The following is a 1,401-nucleotide window of genomic DNA, read 5'->3' as shown; positions in this document are numbered from 1 at the left end:
CAAGCGTATCCTGAAGGCTCCTATCCGTATGCCGGACGGCAGCACCGTCTACCCGACTAAGGGAACGCCCCAGGGCGGGATCATCTCCCCACTGTTGGCCAATGTGGTACTCAATGAGCTGGATCACTGGATTGACAACCAATGGTTGGATCACCCGGTGGCAAACCATTATGGCAAATGGCGCACCATCCGTACCTCAGAAGTATTTGACAAGAGCTACGGTTATCAGAAAATGCGGATCAGCAATCTCAAGGAAATGTTCATCGTGCGCTATGCGGATGACTTCCGTATCTTCTGCCGGAACCGAGAGGACGCGGAGAAGACCATGGAAGCTGTCACAAGATGGATTGCCGAACGGTTAAAGCTGGAGGTCTCCCCGGAGAAAACACGCATTGTCAATGTCCGAAAGCGATACTCCGAGTTTCTTGGCTTCAAAATCATGGTGTACCACAAGGGCGGGAAGTATGTCGTGAAGTCCCACATCTGTGACAAAAAGCTACAGTTGGAAGAAAGCAAGCTGGTGGAGCAGGCAAAGCGCATCGCAAAGCCAGCCCGAGGGCGGACGCAGCCGGACGAAATCGGCCTGTTTGACGAAATGGTGTTGGGCATCCAGAACTACTACAGGATCGCTACCTGTATCAGTCTGGACTGCCGGAAAATCCACCGCAGAGTTATGACAGTGCTGACCAACCGTCTGAACACGGAAACCGGCTGTCAACTCGTCCGGGAGGGCGGTGCCATGACGGACAGTGAAAAGGAGCGTTTCGGCGCTTCTCAAATGGTGCGGTATGTGTCCGGTATCAACCGGCCAATCTACCCCATTGCGTTCATCAAGTATAAAACCGCAATCGGAATCAGCGCCGCCGTCTGCTGCTTCTCTCCGACGGGACGGAAAAAGATACACGATAATCTGGAGATGGATACGACCCTGTTTGCGTATCTGCGGGAACATCCGCCGCAAGGCCACAGTCTGGAATACGCCGATTGCAGGCTCTCCCTGCTGTCTGCCCAGAAGGGCAAGTGCGCTGTCAGCGGCGAATGGTTCTTGCAGCCGGACAGTATCGTGTGTCACATGAAGGTTCCAAAGGAGCAAGGCGGCCAGGAGCGATACAGCAATCTGGTGCTGCTCCACAGGCGGTTCCTCCCTTTGCTGGCTGACCAAGACGCTGCCGCCCTCAAGAGCATATGCAAGCAACTGACTGTTACGAGGAAACAACTGACCAAAATCAACAACCTGCGTGCTGCCGCAAAATTAGCGACAATCTGAACAGCTTTCTATTGGTGATTGATTAAATGCCTAATAACACAATCGATGGAACGCCGGATGCGGTGAAAGTCGCACGTCCGGTGTGGAGTGGGGGAAAATCCGGCGATGACTTCAAAGGATTACCTATCACTATA

1 protein-coding gene is annotated in these 1,401 nt (G+C 53.3%); it reads left to right on the top strand.

What is annotated here, in order from left to right; genetic code table 11:
• Window positions 1-1,267 (top strand): group II intron reverse transcriptase (locus ACQRD3_RS13500; protein WP_427781736.1); only part of this gene is annotated, 1,267 nt, incomplete at its 5' end.
• Window positions 1,268-1,401: the final 134 nt, after the last annotated feature.

Origin of the sequence: Candidatus Pseudoscillospira sp. SGI.172 (assembly GCF_050313575.1) — a bacterium.
Taxonomy (GTDB): Bacteria; Bacillota; Clostridia; order Oscillospirales; family Oscillospiraceae; genus Vermiculatibacterium.
Note: the sequence above shows the minus strand (reverse complement) of the source record. Positions and strands in the feature narration are given on the sequence as shown.